Raw genomic sequence first — 18558 nt, forward strand, 5'->3', positions numbered from 1 at the left:
ATTCTGTCCACAGGGCTTGCGCTCCATGTCCCCTCCGGCTAAGGGAAAGGACGGCCACATGCCCGCAGACCTCGCCGTCATCGGACTCGGCCACCTGGGCCTGCCCCTCGCCCAAGCCGCCGTCGCCGCCGGCATCCAGACGGTCGGCCACGACACGGATCCGCGTGCCGTCGCGGAACTCAACGCCGGGCGCACCCCCCTCGACGGCTCCCTCACCCCCGCCGACCTGCGCCGGATGCTCGCGGGAGGCTTCCACACCACGACCGACCCGGCCGAGCTCGGCCGGGTGCGTACCGCCGTCATCTGCGCCCCCACCACGCTCGGCCCCGACCGCACCCTCGACCTCGGCGCGGTCGCCGCGGCCGCCCGCGCGCTGGCCGGGCGGCTGCGTCCGCACACCACCGTCATCCTGGAGTCGGCCGGACACCCCGGCACCACCGAGGAGTTCCTGCGCCCCCTGCTCGAAGAGGGCTCGGGACTGCGGGCCGGGCGCGACTTCCACCTCGCCTACTCGCCCAGCCGCACCGACCCCGGCAACCGCACCCACACCTTCGCCGCGACCCCGAAGGTCATCGGCGGGCTCACCCCGGCCTGCACGGAGTCGGCCGCCGCGTTCTACGGCCGCCTCACCGACAAGGTGGTCCGCGCCCGGGGGCTGCGCGAGGCCGAGATGTCCCAGCTCCTCGAAACCAACTTCCGGCACGTCAACATCGCCCTGGTCAACGAAATGGCCGTGCTCTGCCACGACATGGGCATCGACTTCTGGGACGTCATCCGCTGCTCGGAGACCAAGCCGTTCGGCTTCCAGGCCTTCCGGCCCGGGCCGGGCGTCGGCGGCCACGGCATCCCGCTCGACCCGGCCCCGCTGCCCTACGCGGGCCTGCGCATGGTCGGTCTCGCTCGCGAGATCAACGCGCACATGCCGAGCTACGTCATCCAGCGCTCCACCACGCTCCTGAACGAGCACGGCAAATCGGCCCGCGGCGCCCGCGTCCTGCTGCTCGGCGTGACCTACAAACCCGACTCGGCCGACCAGGCGGGCTCCCCCGCCCACGAGATCGCCGGTCGCCTGATGGATCTGGGCGCGCAGATCACGTACCACGACCCCCATGTCCCCACCTGGCGCGTGCGCGACCAGCCGGTGCCGCGCGCGGACTCGCTCTACGAGGCGGCCGCCCACGCCGATCTGACGGTGCTGCTCCAGCACCACCGCACGTACGACCTCCAGGGCCTGGCGGTCAAGGCCCAGCTCCTCCTGGACACGCGCGGCGCGACCCCGGCGGGAGCCGCGCACCGGCTGTGAAAAGCCTGTGGGCGCGCGGCTCGCGGCTGCTAACCTGCGGCGTTCGCTTGTCGCACAGTCGTGCGTTTTCGTCCCAGGGGGGACCATCCATGAGCCAGCCCGTCACGCCGCCACCTCAGCCCACCGGCCCGCAGCCGGAGTTCGGATACCCGGCGGCCCCCGTGGCCCCGACCCCGCCGCGGCGCGGCAACCTGGTGGCGGGCGTGCTCGCGGGCTTCGCCGCCGCCGTCGTCACCGGCCTGGCCTACGGCCTGATCACCGGCTCCATCGAGCGGCAGTTCGGCTACGCGGCCTTCGGCATCGGCTTCGCGGTGGCCGTCGCGGCCTTCAAGGCCGGCGGGCGCAGCTTCTGGCTCTTCGTGATCTCGGCGCCCCTGGCCGTCGGCGCCACGTTCTTCGGGCAGCTGCTCGCGGTCGCGATGATCGAGACCAAGGACACGGCCGAGTCGGTCACCGACGTGTTCCTCAGCCACTTCGGCCTGCTGCTCGACGCGTGGTCCTCCGACCAGAGCATCCTGCGGTACGCCTTCCTCGTACTCGCCGTCGTCGGCGCCTGGGCGGGGGCCAGCCGCGCGACCGAGTAGCGCCACGGAAGAAGGGCCCGTACCGCTCGTCGCGGTACGGGCCCTTCCTCATGTCCGTGCCCGTACGGGCGGGACGCGGTGCGAACCTCAGCGCTTGTGCTGGGCGTCCGCCACCGTGACCTCGACCCGCTGGAACTCCTTGAGCTCGCTGTAGCCGGTCGTCGCCATCGAGCGGCGCAGGGCGCCGAACAGGTTCATCGAACCGTCCGGGGTGTGCGAGGGACCGGTGAGGATCTCCTCGGTGGTCCCGACGATGCCCAGGTCGACGAGCTTGCCGCGCGGCACGTCCTCGTGGACGGCCTCCATGCCCCAGTGGTGGCCCTTGCCGGGCGCGTCCGTGGCACGGGCCAGCGGGGAGCCCATCATCACCGCGTCGGCGCCGCAGGCGACGGCCTTCGGGATGTCGCCGGACCAGCCGACGCCACCGTCCGCGATGACGTGCACATAGCGACCGCCGGACTCGTCCATGTAGTCGCGGCGCGCCGCGGCGACATCGGCCACGGCGGTGGCCATCGGCACCTGGATGCCGAGCACGTTGCGCGTGGTGTGCGCGGCGCCGCCGCCGAAGCCCACCAGGACGCCGGCCGCGCCGGTGCGCATCAGGTGCAGGGCCGCGGTGTACGTGGCGCAGCCGCCGACGATGACCGGGACGTCCAGCTCGTAGATGAACTGCTTCAGGTTGAGCGGCTCCGCGGCGCCCGAGACGTGCTCGGCCGAGACGGTGGTGCCGCGGATGACGAAGATGTCGACCCCCGCGTCCACGACCGCCTTGGAGAACTGGGCGGTGCGCTGCGGGGAGAGCGCGGCGGCGGTGACCACACCGGAGTCGCGCACCTCCTTGATGCGCTGCCCGATCAGCTCTTCCTTGATCGGCGCCGCGTAGATCTCCTGGAGGCGGCGGCTCGCGGTGGCCTCGTCCAGCTGGGCGATCTCGTCGAGCAGCGGCTGCGGGTCCTCGTAACGGGTCCACAGCCCCTCGAGGTTCAGCACGCCGAGGCCGCCGAGCTCGCCGATGCGGATCGCCGTCTGCGGCGAGACCACGGAGTCCATGGGGGCGGCCAGGAAGGGCAGCTCGAAACGGTAGGCGTCGATCTGCCAGGCGATCGAGACCTCCTTCGGGTCCCGGGTGCGCCGGCTCGGGACGATGGCGATGTCGTCGAACGCGTACGCCCTGCGGCCGCGCTTGCCGCGCCCGATCTCGATCTCAGTCACGTTGTGTGGGCCTTTCCCTCTACGTCTGCATGCTCCAGTATCCCCGACATACGAGCGAGGGGCGGCCCCGGGAACTCCCGGGCCGCCCCTCGTCGCGTGCTGCGGACTTACTTCCTGCTGTAGTTCGGCGCCTCGACGGTCATCTGGATGTCGTGCGGGTGGCTCTCCTTGAGGCCCGCGGAGGTGATCCGGACGAACTTGCCGTTCTGCTGAAGCTCCGGGACGGTGCGGCCGCCGACGTAGAACATCGACTGGCGCAGACCCCCGACGAGCTGGTGGACGACCGCCGAGAGCGGGCCGCGGTAGGGCACCTGGCCCTCGATGCCCTCGGGGATCAGCTTGTCGTCGGTCGACACGGTCTCCTGGAAGTACCGGTCCTTGGAGAACGAACGCTGGTCGCCGCGGGACTGCATCGCGCCGAGCGAGCCCATGCCGCGGTACGACTTGAACTGCTTGCCGTTGATGAAGAGCAGCTCGCCCGGGGACTCCTCGCAGCCCGCCAGCAGCGAGCCGAGCATCACCGTGTCGGCGCCCGCGACCAGGGCCTTGGCGATGTCGCCGGAGTACTGCAGGCCGCCGTCGCCGATGACCGGGACACCCGCGGCCTTGGCGGCGAGCGAGGCCTCGTAGATCGCGGTGACCTGCGGGACGCCGATGCCGGCGACCACGCGGGTGGTGCAGATGGAGCCGGGGCCGACGCCGACCTTGATGCCGTCGACGCCCGAGTCGATGAGCGCCTGGGCGCCGTCGCGGGTGGCGATGTTGCCGCCGATGAGGTCGACGCCCGACGAGTTCGACTTGATCTTGGCGACCATGTCGCCGACCAGGCGGGAGTGGCCGTGGGCGGTGTCCACCACGATGAAGTCGACACCGGCGGCGATCAGCGCCTGGGCGCGCTCGTAGGCGTCGCCCGCGACACCGACGGCCGCGCCGACGAGCAGCCGGCCGTCCTTGTCCTTGGCGGCGTTGGGGTACTTCTCGGCCTTGACGAAGTCCTTGACCGTGATGAGGCCCTTGAGGATGCCCTGGTCGTCGACCAGCGGCAGCTTCTCGATCTTGTGGCGGCGCAGCAGCTCCATGGCGTCCACGCCGGAGATGCCGACCTTGCCGGTGACCAGCGGCATCGGCGTCATGACCTCGCGCACCTGGCGGCTGCGGTCCGACTCGAAGGCCATGTCGCGGTTGGTGACGATGCCGAGCAGCTTGCCCGCCGAGTCGGTGACCGGGACGCCGCTGATGCGGAACTTCGCGCACAGCTCGTCGGCCTCGCGCAGCGTCGCGTCCGGGTGCACCGTGATCGGGTCGGTGACCATGCCGGACTCGGAGCGCTTCACCAGGTCGACCTGGTTGGCCTGGTCCTCGATGGAGAGGTTGCGGTGCAGCACACCGGCGCCGCCCTGACGGGCCATGGCGATGGCCATGCGCGCCTCGGTGACCTTGTCCATGGCCGCCGAAAGCAGCGGGACGTTCACCTTGACGTTCTTGGAGAGGTACGAGGAGGTGTCGATCTGGTCGGGCGCCATGTCGGACGCGCCCGGCAGCAGCAGCACGTCGTCGTATGTCAGCCCGAGCGTCGCGAATTTCTCGGGCACTCCGTCGACGTTTGCAGTCATGACACCTTCCCCAATGGCCTTGATCGGTGCGGATGTCCATGCTAACGGGCTGTGCGGGTGTCTCATTCCACGAGCAAGATCATCGCGATTCTTTGTACGTTCGCACGTGGGTCGCACGGGATCGGCACGCAGGTCACGTGCCCAGGGGCGCGGCTACTGCTCGGCGAGGGCCCGCAGCCTGCTCAGGGCGCGGTGCTGGGCGACCCGGACCGCGCCCGGCGACATGCCGAGCATCTGGCCGGTCTCCTCGGCGGTGAGGCCGACGGCGACCCGCAGCACCAGGAGTTCGCGCTGGTTCTCGGGAAGGTTGGCGAGCAGCTTCTTGGCCCATTCCGCGTCGCTGCTGAGCAGCGCGCGCTCCTCGGGGCCGAGCGAGTCGTCGGGCCGCTCCGGCATCTCGTCGGACGGCACCGCGGTCGAGCCGGGGTGGCGCATCGCGGCGCGCTGGAGGTCGGCCACCTTGTGCGAGGCGATGGCGAAGACGAAGGCCTCGAAGGGGCGCCCGGTGTCGCGGTAGCGCGGCAGCGCCATCAGGACGGCGACGCAGACCTCCTGCGCGAGGTCCTCGACGAAGTGGCGAGCATCACCCGGCAGCCGGTTGAGCCGGGTGCGGCAATAGCGCAGAGCGAGGGGGTGGACATGCGCGAGCAGATCGTGCGTCGCCTGCTCGTCGCCGTCGACAGCACGGTGGACGAGTGCACCGATGACCCCGTGGGCCGCAGCCTCGTCGTCGCGCATCGATCCATGGTGCCCCGGCGCCGCCCCGTCCGCGGCACCGCGTCCGTAGTTGTGCACCGAAGCGTTATGAGCGGGTGCGCCGGAACTCATCCCCTGCACCCCCCTCCCGCTCGACCGACCTGTCCCCGAGGAACTCCACACCTACAAGGATGCGGCATCGCGGCGGAAGCAACACCTACTGCTGCCGTTCGCGGGGCGACCGGGCCCGTCCGCCCGCAGGCGGACGGGGCTCCGACCGGCTGTCGCACCTGCCGTCAGCGCACCAGGCCCCAGCGGAAACCGAGCGCGACGGCGTGCGCCCGGTCCGAGGCGCCGAGCTTCTTGAACAGCCGTCGGGCATGCGTCTTGACCGTGTCCTCGGAGAGGAACAGCTCGCGGCCGATCTCGGCGTTGGAGCGGCCGTGGCTCATGCCTTCGAGCACCTGGATCTCACGCGCCGTGAGCGTCGGCGCCGCACCCATCTCGGCCGAGCGCAGCCTGCGCGGCGCGAGGCGCCAGGTCGGGTCGGCGAGCGCCTGGGTGACGGTCGCCCGCAGCTCGGCGCGCGAGGCGTCCTTGTGCAGATAGCCGCGGGCCCCGGCGGCGACCGCGAGCGCGACCCCGTCGAGATCCTCGGCGACCGTGAGCATGATGATCCGGGCGCCCGGGTCCGCGGACAGCAGTCGGCGGACGGTCTCCACACCGCCCAGACCGGGCATGCGTACGTCCATCAGAATCAGGTCCGAGCGGTCGGCACCCCAGCGGCGGAGGACTTCCTCGCCGTTGGCCGCCGTCGTCACACGCTCGACGCCGGGCACGGTCGCAACCGCGCGGCGGAGCGCCTCGCGGGCAAGCGGGGAGTCGTCGCAGACGAGGACTGATGTCATGGCCGCCCTCCGCAGCTGATGCGCGTCACCTTGAGCCTCCAGGCTGGGTACATGTGTCACCTGTGCGATTGACGCTCTCGGACACCTGCCCGAGCGCTTGTTCTTTCAATCGCCTCCGCACTCTCAACGACGGTCACTCGAAAGAGTTACGGGTCCGGCGGGCACGTTCGGCACTCTACGTGAGGAAGCGCACACGCAGGAGAGTCTCACCGGCCACCGTCCAACTTTCCGGACTATGCCCCATTTAGCGGCTTTTCTTCCCTTTTGCTGGTGTCTGCGGCTAGATTCCCAATGAGTCATATTTACATCTACTTACACAGGAGATGTACCTTCGTCGGTACCTACGTTTCGGATGAGCCTCCGCGCGCACCCGTCCTGTACCGGCCCGCCCATCCGCCTCAGCACGGTTTCAAGGGGACAAGAGCAATGGCAGATTTCTCCCGCCTTCCCGGACCGAACGCCGATCTGTGGGACTGGCAGCTCCTCGCGGCCTGCCGTGGGGTCGACAGCTCGCTCTTCTTCCACCCGGAGGGCGAGCGCGGCGCGGCACGGAGCGCGCGCGAGAGTTCGGCGAAAGAGGTGTGCATGCGCTGCCCGGTGCGGGCGCAGTGCGCGGCCCACGCCCTGGCGGTCCGGGAGCCCTACGGCGTATGGGGCGGACTCACCGAGGACGAGCGCGAGGAGCTCATGGGCAGGGCGCGCAACCGCCTGGTGACGGCCGCCGCCCCCGCCGGGGGACCCTCCTGATCCACCCCGGATCGGACCGGACCAGAAGAAACGTTCCTGCTCCGTTTGGCCCAGCACCACCGGCAGAGCCGGGCGTCGGCGCCGCCGTGCCCTCTCAGTCGCGCGCCGCGGCCCTGGCGAGCTGATCCAGGGTGGCCGCGACCGCCGGGACCTGGGCCAGGTCGGGCAGGGTGAGCGCGACGATCTCGCGCTCGACGGCGGGCTCGACCGTGACCGTGCGCGCACCCTTGGGCCGTACGGACTCGATCGCGAGCTCCGGCAGCACCGCGACCCCGAGCCCCGCGCCCACCAGGCCGATCACCGCCGGGTAGTCATCGGTCGCGAAGTCGATGCGCGGGGTGAACCCGGCCCCCTCGCAGACCTCCACCAGCTGGCGCCGACAGCGCGGGCAGCCCGCGATCCACGGCTCGTCCGCGAGGTCCCCGATGGCAACGGTGCCCGCCTCGGCCAGCGGGTGCCCCTCGGACACCAGGCCGACCAGGCGGTCGACGAGCAGCGGGCGCACCACCAGGTCGTCCCACTCGGTGGCGTTCGAGCCGTACCGGAAGGCCAGCGCGATGTCGCAGTCGCCCTCGCGCAGCATCTCCACCGAGCGCGGCGGCTCGGCCTCGACGAGCGAGACCCGGGTGCCCGGGTGGGCGGCGCGCAGGGCGGCGAGCGCGGTTGGCACGAGCGTGGAGGAGCCGCTCGGGAAGGAGACCAGGCGCACCCGGCCGGCCCGCAGTCCCGCGATGGCGGCGACCTCCTCCTCCGCTGCGGTCAGCCCGGCGAGGATGCCGGCGGCGTGCCGTACCAGCACCTCACCGGCCTGGGTGAGGCGCATCTCGCGCCCGGTGCGGATCAGCAGCGGGGTGCCCGCGGACGATTCGAGGGCCTTCATCTGCTGGCTGACGGCGGGCTGGGTGCAGCCCAGCTCGCGGGCCGCCGCCGAGAAGGAGCCGGTGGCGGCGACGGCGCGCAGGACGCGGAGATGACGGGCCTCGATCATTCCTCAATCATAAGCGAGTCTTGGAGGACGCGGCTAAAACTCAGTCGCTTCTTTGAGCCCGCCTCGGATAACTTGCGCCCATGGAGCTTCTGTCTGTGAACCTGGGCCGCGCGAAGGCCGCCGACTACACCGACGCCGAGGGCGGCGTCACCGGCATCGACAAGCGGCCCGTGACCGGCGCGGTCCGCGTCTTCGCCCCGGGCCCCAAGGGCGTGGGCGCCAGCGGTGTGGAGGGCGACGAGGTGTGCGACCTGCGCCATCACGGCGGCGACCACCAGGCGGTCTACGCCTACGCCCGCGAGGACCTGGACGTCTGGGCGCGGGAGCTCGGCCGCGCGCTGCCCAACGGCGCGTTCGGCGAGAACCTCACGACGTACGGCGTCGACGTGAACGGTGCCCGGATCGGCGAGCGCTGGCGGATAGGCCGGGACGTGGTGCTCGAAGTAGCCTCCGGACGCATCCCGTGCCGCACGTTCGGCGGCTGGCTCGACCAGAAGGGGTGGGTCCGGCGCTTCACCCAGGCGGCCGTCCCGGGAGCGTACCTGCGCGTGATCGAACCGGGCGAGATCCGTGCGGGCGACGCCGTCGAGGTGATCGCGCGGCCGGATCACGAAGTGTCGGTGGCCTTCTGGTTCCGGGCGTTCACCACCGAGCGGACGCTGCTGCCGCGCACCCTGGCAGCGGGGGACGCCCTGGAGCCGGAGGCGCGGGAAGCCGTACGGACGTACCTGGCCCGGCAGGGCGCCTAGGTGCCGGTTCCGGGCCGCTTCTCCCGAGGATCTGCACAAGACCGCGACGAGACCCCGACAAGTCCCCGAAGGACTGTCGTTCTTGCGGCAGTTCGTGGTGGTCGGGGCCGGTCGTCCGGCCGGGCGGGGGCGGTCACCGGGCGCCCACCGGGGGCATTAACGTGCGCCTATGACGACTGCACTGATTACGGGAGCGACGGCGGGCATCGGCGCCGCGTTCGCGCGGCGCCTCGCTGCCGATGGGCACGATCTGGTGCTGGTGGCCCGGGACACCAAGCGGCTGAGCGAGCAGGCCACCGAGCTGCACGACCGGCACGGCATCGAGGCCGAGGTGCTGAGCGCCGACCTGTCCACGGAGGACGGGATCGCCGCGGTCGAGGCGCGGCTCTCGCAGCCGAGGCGGCCGGTCGACCTCCTGGTCAACAACGCGGGGTTCGGCAACAAGGGCCGCTACCTCGAAGTGTCGATGGCGGACGAGCTGACCATGATCAAGGTGCATGTCGAGGCGGTGCTGCGCCTCACCTCGGCGGCGACCACGTCGATGCGCGAGCGCGGGCGCGGCGGGGTCGTCAACGTGGCCTCGGTCGCCGCGTTCGTACCGCGCGGCACCTATGGCGCGTCCAAGGCGTGGGTCGTGCAGTTCACCCAGGGCGCGGCCCGTGACCTCGCGGGGTCCGGGGTGCGCCTGATGGCGCTGTGCCCCGGGTTCGTGCGGACCGAGTTCCACCAGCGGGCCGGCATGGGCACCGACAACATCCCGGGCTGGCTGTGGCTGGACGCCGACAAGCTGGTGGCGGCCGCGCTGACCGACCTCGCGCGCGGCAAGTCGCTCTCCATCCCCGACCCGCGCTACAAGGCGCTGATGGGCGCGGTGAAGCTGGCGCCGCGCGGTCTGCTCGGCGGGATCACCTCCAAGACGGGCCGCAAGTACGGCCCGAAGTGAGCCACTTGGGCCCGCGAAGCCCGGCATAGGAGCCGAGGTCGGGCGGCTGCGGTGGCGGCAGCTGCGGTGGCCCGGCGTGGTCTCAGCTGTCCGTGTCCTCCGTGTCCTCCGTACGGACGGCCGGGGAGGTGGAGTCGAGCACGAGCCGGCGGGCGGTTCCGTCCTGCCAGGTCACCCGGACGGTGTGGCCGGTGACCTCGACGTCGGCGAGGGTGTGGACCGGGTCCGGGTCCGGCAGCGCGGTGAGGGAGGCGAGTGCGACGAAGAGCGAAGGCCCGGTGCCGGTCGCTCCGTGCAGCGCCTGGATGGCCGGGGCCGCGCCGAACAGGGTCGATCCGCCGGGCAGTTGGCGGGCCCGCGCCGGATAGCCGTGCACCGGGTGCAGCTGGGCGGTGCGTCCGGGAGTGGCGGCCCAGCCGGTCTGGCGCACCAGGGTGCCGGGGGCGGCGCCGATGACGAGGTGCGCGCGGAGTTCGGCGCGGCCGTGCACCAGGGTGACCGAGACGATCCGCACGCCGGGCGGGCCCGGCCGGGGCTCGGACAGCGAGGCCGCCCAGCCGGGGCCGCAGCCGAGCGGGACGGCGGGCCCGCGGGTGGTGGACCCACCGTCGAGGAGCAGCCCGAAGTGGTTGTCCGGCACCCCGTCGAAGGTGGGTCCGGTGCCGGTCGAGTAGGCGAAGCGGGAGTAGCAGGGGTCCTCGTCCGCGCCGCCGTCGATGTGGTGGTTGCTGCCGTGGTTGTGGAGGCGGACCAGGCCGTCCGCGGCCGTCGACTGGACCAGCAGGTTGGGCGGCCCGAGGGCCACGGCGGCGTCCTCGGTCTCGGCGGGCAGCGGCTCCTCGACGTCCGTCCATACGGGATGCCCGGGCGGCAGGAGCAGGCCGAGGTAACCCTTGGCCGCCCAGTACGGAGAGGCGGGGCCCGAGTAGTGCTGGACCACCGGCGGGTACGGGCCGTGCCAGCCCAGGGTGAGCAGTCCGGCGGCGTCGGTCGCGCCCCGGCCCTCGGGGCGGTCCAGGAAGTACTTCAGGGTGCCCGAGGCGAGGCGGCGGGTGGCTCCCGGGCTGAGCGGGGTGTGTCCGGTGAGCGCGCCGAGCCAGGGCGCGGCCGCGGCGGCGAAGCGGTAGGTCAGCGAGCGGCCGTACGGCATCGGGGCGCCGTCGGCCCCGAACAGGCGGGCGTGGGCGTTGAGTTGGGCGTGCAGCCGGGGGCCGTAGCGGTCCAGGAGTTCCTGGTCGCCGCCGAGGTGGGCGTGCAGCACGGGATAGAAGTGGAGGGCCCAGGCGTTGTAGTGGTCGAAGGCGCGATGGGGACCGTCGCTGTACCAGCCGTCGCCGAGGTACCACTGGTCGACGCGTTCCAGGGCGCGCTCGATGGTGGCGGCGGCGCGGCCGGTCTCGATGCCCGCGTCCAGGAGGAACCCGGCGACGGTGAGGCCGAACAGCCACCAGTTGTTGTCGACCGGCGACGGACCGAGGGCGGGCAGCAGCCAGTCGACGGTCCGTCGGCGGGTGCGGTCGTCGAGCTTGTCCCACAGCCAGGGGCGGGTGAGGCGCAGGCCGAGGGCGACGGAGGCCGCCTCGACGATCGCCTGCCGCACGTGGGTGGTCAGCGGCCAGGCGTCGGGGGACGCAGGGCTCAACTCGGCCGTGGCAACAGGCCGTCGGGTGCCTGACGCCAGACCCTCGGCGTACCGGTCGAGGTGGCCGTGCGGGTCCTCGCCCCCGGCTCCGGCCACGCGCAGGGCCGCGAGCAGCCAGGTGCGGGCATAGCCTTCCAGCCCGTCCGAGCGCGGCCCCGACCAACTGGGCCGGGCGCCGGGGAGGTTGATCAGGCCCAGGCCGGGCGAGGCGTGGGGCCGCACGGCCAGCAGGAAGTCGTCCGCCGACCGCTCCCAGTGCTCGCGGGTCCAGCCGGTGTACGGGCTGAGCTCCCGGTTCTCGGACGCGATGGGCATGATGCTCCCCTGAGGACGGCGACGGAGGACGGCGGGCGGCGACGGCGGGACCCGCCGGGTCCTCCGGGGCCCGCCGGGTCCTGAGCAGGGTCGGCCGGAACCCGACCGGGACCGGAACGGGGTCCCGTGGTCCCGCCGGAGCCCCGGCGTCCGGACCGGGCCCCGCTCGGTCCGGGGGATCCCTGGGAACTTAGAACTCTGTTTGATCGAACGTCAATGGATCGGACCGAATGATCGAAACCCCCATCGTTCGATCACGGTGCATTAGGGTCATGGCCCACCGGGCCACCACATCGCGAAGGGGCTGCCGCCGTGCGGGAAAGTGCTGCTGAACGTCATGACCGACTGCTGGAGCTGGTGCGCGGGCGCGGCTCGGCCCGGGTCTCGGAGCTCGCCGCCCAGTTGGGCGTCTCGCCGGTGACCGTGCGCCGGGACGTCGAGTTCCTGGCCAACGAGGGGCGCCTCGACCGGGTGCACGGTTCGGTGTCCTGGCCGGGTACCGGGGAGGGCGCCGCACAGCCCGGCCCGTCCCGGGGCGCCGACGCCCGCGAGCTCGTCATCGGCATGCTGGCGCCGAACGCCACGTACTACTTCGCCGAGGTCATCCGGGGTGCGCACGAGGCGGCCGCCGCCGCGGGGGCGCGCCTGATCCTGCGGATCTCGGACTACCGGCCGCAGGAGGACGCGGGCCGGGCGGCCGGGCTGCTCGCGGCCGGGGCCGAGGGACTGCTGATCGCGCCGGGCTGGAAGGAGCCCGACGACCCGGTCGAGCACGGCGCCTGGATCGCCGGGCTCCCGGTGCCGACGGTCCTCCTGGAGCGGCGCGGGGTGCCCGGCCGGGAGCTGGACGACCTGGACCGGGTCTGCTCCGACCACAGCCACGGCGTGCTCCTCGCGGTGCGCCATCTGCTCGGGCTCGGGCATGCGACGCCGCTGCTCGTGGCCCGCGCCGACAGCCCGACGGCGATCGCCGTGCGCGCCGGATACCGGTACGCGCTCGACGCGCTCGGCCTGGAGCCGCCGCTCCCCGCGATCGGTTCGGTCTCGGCCGAGGCGGACCCGGCCGGGTTCGAGCGGGCCGTGCGGGCGCTGCGCGCCGCGGTGCTGGCCGGGCAGGTCTCGGCCGCGCTCGTGCACAACGACGTGGACGCGATCCGGATCGTGCAGCGCCTGGCCGAGCTGGGCGTGCGGGTGCCGCAGGACCTCGCGCTGGTGGCGTACGACGACGAGGTGGCGGCGCTCGCGGACATCCCGCTCACCGCGGTCGCCCCGCCCAAGCACGAGGTCGGGCGGTACGCCGCCGAGCTGTTGATCGAGCGGCTGCGCGCCGGGGGCGCGGGCGGCGATGCGGCGCCGCGGCGCCATGTCGACCTGCTGCCGCGGCTGCGCGTACGGGCCTCGTGCGGGGCGCCGTCCGACACCGAGCGGGGTTCGGTGGGCGCACGGGCCTGAGCTGCGCCGGGCTCCCGGAGCACGCCGCTGCCACTGCGCGACCGTTCACGCTTTCCCTGATCTTTTTTCGATCAATCGAACTTTCGCTCTTGACTTCGGTCGGCGCTGGGCCAAGGATCGCGGCCATCGCCTCGTCCCCTCACGTTCAGGAGCCGTTCCGTGAGCCGCAGTTGGACCAGATCGACCTCCGCCCTCGTCGGCACCGCCACCGCTCTCGCCCTGCTCACGGCCTGCGGTGGCGGGGGCGGCACGTCGGGCGACGCGGGCAAGGGCACCGCCGACAAGCCCGTCACCCTGACGTTCTGGGCCTGGCAGAAGGGCTCCAAGGAGGTGGTGGACGCCTTCAACGCCTCCCACAAGAACATCCAGGTGAAGTTCGAGCAGATACCCTCCGGCAACGCCGGCGGCTACGCCAAGATCTCCAACGCGGTGAAGGCCGGCAACGCCCCGGACCTCGTCACCGTCGAATACCCGATGCTCCCGGAGTTCGTCAGCCAGGGCTCGTTCCAGGACATCGGCAAGTACGTCACCGACGACGTGAAGAAGCGGTTCCTGCCGCAGTCGATCCAGCAGACCACGCTCGGCGGCAAGAACTGGGCGATCCCCTTCGACGCCGCGCCCCAGGCGTACTTCTACCGCAAGGACTTCTTCGAGAAGAACAAGATCGAAGTCCCCAGGACCTGGGACGAGTTCAAGGCGGCCGCCCAGAAGGCCAAGGCCGCCGATCCCAAGGCCCGCATTGGCACCTTCTTCCCCGACGACCCCACCACCTTCGAGGCGATGGCCTGGCAGGCCGGCGCCCAGTGGTTCAAGGCCGACGGCGACACCTGGAAGCTCAACACCGCCGACGCCGCCACCAACAAGGTCGCCGACTACTGGCAGGGCCTGATCGACGACAAGCTCGTCCAGAACGCGGTCTCCTTCAGCCCCGAGTGGACGGCCTCCCTCAAGGACGGCTCCACCGTCGGCTACCTCGGCGCCTCGTGGGCGGCGGGCGTCCTCAAGGGCACCGTGCCCGACCAGAGCGGCAAGTGGGCGGTCGCCCCCGTGCCCAGCTGGGACGGCAAGCCGGCCAGCGGCATGCTCGGCGGCTCCACCTGGGCCGTGACCAAGGGCAGTTCGAAGGCCGAGGCGGCCGTCGAGTTCGCCCTGTGGATGTCGACCACCGAGGCGGGCGTGGACGCACGCATCAAGTCCGGTACGTCGAGCGCCTTCCCCGCCGACATCGCGCTGCGCCCGGCCGCCAAGAAGGCCTTCGACGCGAGCTTCTACACCGGCCAGGACATCTACCGGCTCTTCGACGCCGCGGGCGCCTCGATCAACGCCAACTGGGGCTGGGGCCCGAGCATGGGCACCACCAACACCACGCTGAAGGACCAGCTCGGCAAGGTCGCCGGTGGCTCCGTGAAGATCACGGACGCCATCCGGGCCGCCCATGACGCCACCGTGACCGAGCTGAAGAAGCGCGGCCTGAAGGTCGAGGGCTGACCACCATGAGGACGAAGCGGCGTCCCCCGGGACCCACCGGACCGGTGAGCGGGGCCCCCGGCGCACGGCCTCCCGGCGGCGCGGGCGGTGACCACCCGGCCATGACGCGGGACGGCGGCCCGACGGCCGGAGGCGCCGGGGCGCCCGGCCCCGCCCCGGCCCGCCGGGCACCCCGCGGTGCCCGCGCCCGTACCGGCGCCGCGGCGGGGGTGCTCCTCACGCCGTTCTTCGTCCTGTTCACGGCCGTGACGGTGGTGCCGATCGGGTACGCGGTCTGGCTGAGCCTGTTCACCGAGAAGCAGTCGGGGCTCGGCTTCGGCGGCGCCACGTCCGTGTTCAGCGGGCTCGACAACTACACGGCGGCGCTGGGCGACCGGGCCTTCCGCGAGGGCTTCTGGGTACTGGCCGGCTACTGCGTCGTCTACATCCCGCTGATGGTCGGCGGCGCCCTCGCGCTCGCGCTGCTGCTCGACTCGGCGCTGGCCCGCGCCCGCCGCTTCTTCCAGCTGGCGCTGTTCCTGCCGCACGCCGTGCCCGGCATCATCGCGGCCCTGATCTGGGTCTACCTCTACACCCCGGGCCTCAGCCCCGTCGTGAAGGCCCTGGACTCCGGCGGCATCGGCTTCGACTTCTTCTCCTCCAGCGGCACGCTCCCCTCCGTCGTCAACATCGCGCTGTGGGAATGGCTCGGCTACAACATGGTCATCTTCTACGCGGCGCTCCAGGCCATCGACCGCTCCGTCCTGGAAGCGGCCACCATGGACGGCGCCGGCGAGTGGCGCACCGCGCTCGGCATCAAACTCCCGCTGATCCGGGCCTCGTTGACGATGGTGGCGCTCTTCACCGTCATCGGCTCGCTCCAGCTCTTCACCGAACCGCTGATCCTTAACCAGGGCGGCAGCGCCACGGTCACCACCACCTGGACGCCCAACATGTACGCCTACACCGCCGCGTTCAACCGCAACGACTACGGCCTCGCCGCCGCCTCGGCCGTGCTCCTCGCGCTCGCCGCGGCCCTGCTCTCCTTCGTCGTCACCCGCCTCACCAACCGGAAGGGCGCCACGGCATGACCTCCCCCACCGCCACCGGAGCACCGGGGGCCACCGGGCGCACCCGCCCGGCCGGACCGCCGCGTACCGGAGCGGCCCGCCGGGCGCCCAGCCGCCTGCTGTCCAGGACCGCCGTCAACGGCGCGCTGCTGCTGTCCGTCCTCTACGCGCTGTTCCCCCTGGTCTGGCTGGTCACGGCCGCCACCAAGGACACCGGCGGCCTGCTGTCCGGCGAGGCCTTCTCCTTCAGGGGCTTCGACCTCGGCCACAACCTGTCGCAGCTCGCCTCGTACAACGACGGCGTCTACTTCCGCTGGTACCTCAACTCCCTTCTGTACGCGGGCGGCGGCGCCGCCGTCTGCGCGCTGGTCAGCGTCGCCGCGGGGTACGCCTTCGACAAGTACGCCTTCCGGGGCAAGGAGAAGCTGTTCGGCGTCGTGCTGCTCGGCGTGCTGGTGCCGACCACGGCCCTTGCCCTGCCGATGTATCTCCTGGCCAGCAAGGTCGGCCTGGTCAACACGTACTGGTCGGTGCTCATCCCCGTTCTGGTCAATCCGTTCGGGGTCTATCTGTCCCGGGTGTTCAGCGCGAGCTACATCCCCGACGAGGCCCTGGAGGCCGCCCGTATCGACGGGGCGGGCGAGCTGCGCACCTTCTGGTCGATCGGTCTGCGCATGGTGATGCCGGGCTTCGTGACCGTCTTCCTCTTCCAGTTCACCGCGATCTGGAACAACTTCTTCCTCCCCCTGGTCATGCTCAGCGACCAGAAGCTCTTCCCGCTGAGCCTCGGTCTGTACGCCTGGAACAGCAACACCCACGCCGAGCCGGGCTATTACCCTCTCGTCGTCACCGGCTCGCTCCTCGCCGTCGTCCCCCTGATCGTCGCCTTCGTCTCCCTCCAGCGGCACTGGAAGGCCGGGCTCGCCGCCGGCAGCGTCAAATGACCGGCCCGGAAACCCCGTTACCCCCGGCCCAGCGCCTCGTGAGGAGCCCGCGTCCCACCATGCACCACACCACTGACAACCGGCCCGCCCTGCTGCTCGCGATGGGTCCCGGCATCGCGGACCGCCTCCTGGCCGAGCGCCACCGCACCCGGCTCACCGCCCTCGCCCGCACGGACCCGCACCTGGTCGCGCACGACCTCGCCGCGCCCACCGCCCCGGTCGCGGCCGCCCTCGCCGAGGCCCGGATCCTGCTCACCTGCTGGGGCGCTCCCCCGCTCACCGCGGACGTCCTGGCCGCGGCCCCGCACCTGCGCGCGGTGGTCCACGCGGCGGGCTCCGTCAAGCACCACATCACCGACGCCTGCTGGGAACGCGGCATCGAGGTGACGTCGGCCGCCGCCGCCAACGCCCTGCCGGTCGCCGAGTACACGCTGGCCGCGATCCTGTTCGCGGGCAAGGACGTGCTGGGCTCCGCGCGGCGCTACGCCGAGCTGCGCACCGCCCCCGAGTGGCTGGGCGAGGGCGACCGCACCGGCAACTACCGGCGCACGGTCGGCCTGGTCGGCGCCTCCCGCGTCGGGCGCCGGGTGATCGAGCTGCTGCGCCCCTTCGACTTCGAGGTCCTGCTGTACGACCCGTATGTGAGCGCCGCCGAGGCGGCCACGTTCGGCGCCGCGTCCGTGCCCCTGGACGACCTGTGCGCCCGCGCGGGAATCGTCTCCGTGCACGCGCCGCAGCTGCCCGAGACGTACCGCATGATCGGCGCGCGCCAGCTGGCCCTGATGCCGACGGGCGCCACCCTGATCAACACCGCGCGCGGCTCCCTGGTGGACGAGCCCGCCCTGCTCGCCGAGCTGCTCTCGGGCCGCCTGCACGCCGTCCTGGACGTGACCGACCCCGAACTCCCGCCCCGTGAGAGCCCGTTGTACGACCTGCCCAACGTGCTGATCACCCCGCACATCGCGGGCTCGCTCGGCAACGAGCTGCACCGCATGGCGGATCAGGCGCTGGACGAGGTGGAGCGGTTCGCGGCCGGGGTGCCGTTCGCGCACCCCGTGCTTCCGGCGGCGCTGCACCACTCGGCGTGAGCCGCCACCCCGTACAAACAGGGCAAAACTCACTAAGATGGAGGTGTCCCGCCCCGAGCCAGCCGGGAGGAGCCATGACCTTCACACAGGTGATCGACTTCAGGACCGAGCGGTTCAGAGACATGGACCGGCTCATGGACCAGTGGGTCGCGCAGACCCAGGGCAGGCGGACCGCCTCCCACAGCGTGGTGGGCAAGGACCGCTCCGACGGCTCCCACTACGTGGAGATCATCGAATTCCCCTCGTACGAGGAGGCGATGGCGAACTCCGGACTCCCCGAGACCAACCGGATCTTCGCGGAGATGGTGGCGCTCTGCGACGGCACGCCCACCTTCACGGACCTCGATGTGGTGCGCAACGACCAGTTGAACGCTTCAACCGCCCGCCGGTTCTTCCACGAGATCGCCTCGGGCGGGAACCTCGACGCCATCGACGAGGTGTTCGCGGACGACTACGCCGACCACGACATCCTCAAGGAGCAGGACACGGTCGTCGGCTCCGACAAGATCCGCGACGACGTCGCCGGATGGCGGTCGGCCTTCGACTTCGCCTTCGAACTCGACCGGCAGATCTGCGAGGGCGACGACGTGGTGACGCTGTGGACCCTGAACGGCACCCACACCGGTGACTTCCGGGGCGTCCCGGCCACCGGCCGGCAGGTCAGTCTGACCGGCACCACGATCTTCCGGTTCCGGAACGACAGGATCCAGGAAGGCTGGTGGCACTACGACGTCCTGAAGCTGATGAGGCAGCTGGGCTTGGAGGGCTGAGCGGCCGGGCCCCTCCCGCAACGGGGAAGGCCCCCGCCCCGCCGATGGCGGGAGCGGGGGCCTTCGC

General features: G+C 71.8%; 17 protein-coding genes. 11 read left to right on the top strand and 6 right to left on the bottom strand.

Translation table 11 applies throughout. The annotated features are described in order from the left end of the window. Positions 1–58 precede the first annotated feature (58 nt). Positions 59–1303 carry a nucleotide sugar dehydrogenase gene (locus DT019_RS14145; protein ID WP_114037136.1) on the top strand — a complete coding sequence of 415 codons (1245 nt, stop codon included), beginning with the start codon at positions 59–61 and terminating at the stop codon, positions 1301–1303. Between the two features lie 89 nt (positions 1304–1392). Then, positions 1393–1887, top strand: coding sequence for a hypothetical protein (locus DT019_RS14150; RefSeq protein ID WP_114037137.1), 495 nt, complete (start codon positions 1393–1395; stop codon positions 1885–1887). An 87-nt stretch (positions 1888–1974) separates the two neighbouring features. Here the strand turns inward: DT019_RS14150 and DT019_RS14155 are convergent, their stop codons facing one another. The 4 genes from DT019_RS14155 to DT019_RS14170 all read right to left on the bottom strand — a co-directional run bounded on the left by DT019_RS14155 (position 1975) and on the right by DT019_RS14170 (position 6316). Then, on the bottom strand, positions 1975–3099 hold the full coding sequence (locus DT019_RS14155) for a GuaB3 family IMP dehydrogenase-related protein (RefSeq protein WP_114037138.1): 1125 nt from the start codon (positions 3097–3099) through the stop codon (positions 1975–1977). A gap of 107 nt (positions 3100–3206) precedes the next feature. Then, positions 3207–4712, bottom strand: a complete 1506-nt coding sequence (guaB, locus tag DT019_RS14160) for an IMP dehydrogenase (RefSeq protein WP_114037139.1) — start codon at positions 4710–4712, stop codon at positions 3207–3209. A 153-nt stretch (positions 4713–4865) separates the two neighbouring features. Then, the gene (locus DT019_RS14165) at positions 4866–5450 is read right to left on the bottom strand and encodes a sigma-70 family RNA polymerase sigma factor (RefSeq protein ID WP_114037140.1); all 585 of its coding nucleotides are present in this window, start codon (positions 5448–5450) and stop codon (positions 4866–4868) included. A gap of 254 nt (positions 5451–5704) precedes the next feature. Further along, positions 5705–6316 carry a response regulator transcription factor gene (locus DT019_RS14170; protein WP_003948568.1) on the bottom strand — a complete coding sequence of 204 codons (612 nt, stop codon included), beginning with the start codon at positions 6314–6316 and terminating at the stop codon, positions 5705–5707. A 426-nt stretch (positions 6317–6742) separates the two neighbouring features. Here DT019_RS14170 and DT019_RS14175 point away from each other — a divergent pair, with 426 nt between their 5' ends. After that, the gene (locus DT019_RS14175) at positions 6743–7063 is read left to right on the top strand and encodes a WhiB family transcriptional regulator (protein WP_114037141.1); all 321 of its coding nucleotides are present in this window, start codon (positions 6743–6745) and stop codon (positions 7061–7063) included. Positions 7064–7157: 94 nt separating this feature from the next. Here DT019_RS14175 and DT019_RS14180 read toward each other — a convergent pair whose 3' ends face one another. Next, complete coding sequence (locus tag DT019_RS14180) at positions 7158–8051, bottom strand: LysR family transcriptional regulator (protein WP_114037142.1); 894 nt, start codon at positions 8049–8051, stop codon at positions 7158–7160. A gap of 80 nt (positions 8052–8131) precedes the next feature. On the opposite strand from DT019_RS14180, the gene DT019_RS14185 reads away from it, so the two are divergent. Then, positions 8132–8800 carry an MOSC domain-containing protein gene (locus DT019_RS14185; RefSeq protein WP_114037143.1) on the top strand — a complete coding sequence of 223 codons (669 nt, stop codon included), beginning with the start codon at positions 8132–8134 and terminating at the stop codon, positions 8798–8800. Positions 8801–8969: 169 nt separating this feature from the next. Continuing rightward, complete coding sequence (locus DT019_RS14190) at positions 8970–9743, top strand: SDR family NAD(P)-dependent oxidoreductase (RefSeq protein WP_114037144.1); 774 nt, start codon at positions 8970–8972, stop codon at positions 9741–9743. An 82-nt stretch (positions 9744–9825) separates the two neighbouring features. Here DT019_RS14190 and DT019_RS14195 read toward each other — a convergent pair whose 3' ends face one another. Next, positions 9826–11700, bottom strand: coding sequence for a DUF2264 domain-containing protein (locus DT019_RS14195; RefSeq protein WP_114037145.1), 1875 nt, complete (start codon positions 11698–11700; stop codon positions 9826–9828). A 312-nt stretch (positions 11701–12012) separates the two neighbouring features. Between DT019_RS14195 and DT019_RS14200 the strand changes: the two genes are divergently transcribed. From DT019_RS14200 to DT019_RS14225, 6 genes are all read left to right on the top strand, one after another. Continuing rightward, positions 12013–13152, top strand: a complete 1140-nt coding sequence (locus DT019_RS14200; RefSeq protein WP_114037146.1) for a substrate-binding domain-containing protein — start codon at positions 12013–12015, stop codon at positions 13150–13152. 159 nt (positions 13153–13311) lie between these two features. Beyond that, positions 13312–14640, top strand: coding sequence for an ABC transporter substrate-binding protein (locus DT019_RS14205; protein ID WP_114037147.1), 1329 nt, complete (start codon positions 13312–13314; stop codon positions 14638–14640). Positions 14641–14741: 101 nt separating this feature from the next. Beyond that, positions 14742–15710, top strand: a complete 969-nt coding sequence (locus tag DT019_RS14210; RefSeq protein ID WP_114037148.1) for a carbohydrate ABC transporter permease — start codon at positions 14742–14744, stop codon at positions 15708–15710. Next, on the top strand, positions 15707–16633 hold the full coding sequence (locus DT019_RS14215; protein WP_114037149.1) for a carbohydrate ABC transporter permease: 927 nt from the start codon (positions 15707–15709) through the stop codon (positions 16631–16633). Before DT019_RS14210 ends, DT019_RS14215 begins: the two co-directional genes overlap by 4 nt. Before the next feature lie 59 nt (positions 16634–16692). Further along, positions 16693–17721: a hydroxyacid dehydrogenase gene (locus DT019_RS14220; protein ID WP_114037150.1), complete on the top strand. Its 1029-nt coding sequence runs from the start codon at positions 16693–16695 to the stop codon at positions 17719–17721. A 74-nt stretch (positions 17722–17795) separates the two neighbouring features. Continuing rightward, positions 17796–18491 carry an ester cyclase gene (locus DT019_RS14225; RefSeq protein WP_114037151.1) on the top strand — a complete coding sequence of 232 codons (696 nt, stop codon included), beginning with the start codon at positions 17796–17798 and terminating at the stop codon, positions 18489–18491. Positions 18492–18558 lie beyond the last annotated feature (67 nt).

Source organism: Streptomyces sp. SDr-06 (genome assembly GCF_003324565.1).
GTDB lineage: Bacteria > Actinomycetota > Actinomycetes > Streptomycetales > Streptomycetaceae > Streptomyces.

Excerpts from the sequence above, each read along its gene's own strand:
- DT019_RS14145 (WP_114037136.1), top strand. The coding sequence starts at position 59 with ATGCCCGCAGACCTCGCCGTCATCGGACTCGGCCACCTGGGCCTGCCC.
- DT019_RS14150 (WP_114037137.1), top strand. The coding sequence starts at position 1,393 with ATGAGCCAGCCCGTCACGCCGCCACCTCAGCCCACCGGCCCGCAGCCG.
- guaB (WP_114037139.1), bottom strand. The coding sequence starts at position 4,712 with ATGACTGCAAACGTCGACGGAGTGCCCGAGAAATTCGCGACGCTCGGG.
- DT019_RS14165 (WP_114037140.1), bottom strand. The coding sequence starts at position 5,450 with ATGCGCGACGACGAGGCTGCGGCCCACGGGGTCATCGGTGCACTCGTC.
- DT019_RS14170 (WP_003948568.1), bottom strand. The coding sequence starts at position 6,316 with ATGACATCAGTCCTCGTCTGCGACGACTCCCCGCTTGCCCGCGAGGCG.
- DT019_RS14175 (WP_114037141.1), top strand. The coding sequence starts at position 6,743 with ATGGCAGATTTCTCCCGCCTTCCCGGACCGAACGCCGATCTGTGGGAC.
- DT019_RS14180 (WP_114037142.1), bottom strand. The coding sequence starts at position 8,051 with ATGATCGAGGCCCGTCATCTCCGCGTCCTGCGCGCCGTCGCCGCCACC.
- DT019_RS14185 (WP_114037143.1), top strand. The coding sequence starts at position 8,132 with ATGGAGCTTCTGTCTGTGAACCTGGGCCGCGCGAAGGCCGCCGACTAC.
- DT019_RS14190 (WP_114037144.1), top strand. The coding sequence starts at position 8,970 with ATGACGACTGCACTGATTACGGGAGCGACGGCGGGCATCGGCGCCGCG.
- DT019_RS14195 (WP_114037145.1), bottom strand. The coding sequence starts at position 11,700 with ATGCCCATCGCGTCCGAGAACCGGGAGCTCAGCCCGTACACCGGCTGG.
- DT019_RS14210 (WP_114037148.1), top strand. The coding sequence starts at position 14,742 with ATGACGCGGGACGGCGGCCCGACGGCCGGAGGCGCCGGGGCGCCCGGC.
- DT019_RS14215 (WP_114037149.1), top strand. The coding sequence starts at position 15,707 with ATGACCTCCCCCACCGCCACCGGAGCACCGGGGGCCACCGGGCGCACC.
- DT019_RS14220 (WP_114037150.1), top strand. The coding sequence starts at position 16,693 with ATGCACCACACCACTGACAACCGGCCCGCCCTGCTGCTCGCGATGGGT.
- DT019_RS14225 (WP_114037151.1), top strand. The coding sequence starts at position 17,796 with ATGACCTTCACACAGGTGATCGACTTCAGGACCGAGCGGTTCAGAGAC.